Source organism: Rhizobium ecuadorense (assembly GCF_001187535.1).
Taxonomy (GTDB): Bacteria; Pseudomonadota; Alphaproteobacteria; order Rhizobiales; family Rhizobiaceae; genus Rhizobium; species Rhizobium ecuadorense.
In genome coordinates, this window is the sequence record NZ_LFIO01001175.1 from 1 (window position 1) to 247 (window position 247).

Genomic DNA, 247 nt, shown 5'->3' on the forward strand with positions numbered 1-247 from the left:
GTCATTCTGCTCGGGCAGGCGCGGCCGCTCGGCATTCCCTCAGGCATCATTCTGTGGCTCGTTGTCTCGATCGCCGTTCTGCTGCTCGTCCACCGCATGCCGATCGGCGCGCGTTTCCTGGCGCTTGGGGCGAACCCGCTGGCGGCCCGGCTTTCCGGCGTCAGCGTCACGCGCAACACGCTGATCGTCCATACCCTGTCCGGCTTTTTTGCAGGGCTCGCTGGAATTCTCGTGCTCGGTATGAACC

At 64.8% G+C, this 247-nt stretch carries 1 protein-coding gene; it reads left to right on the plus strand.

Features of this window, described 5'->3' with window-relative positions; all coding sequences use genetic code 11:
* A partial coding sequence (locus AF337_RS25375; RefSeq protein ID WP_425287899.1) for an ABC transporter permease subunit occupies positions 1-247 on the plus strand: 247 nt, incomplete at both ends.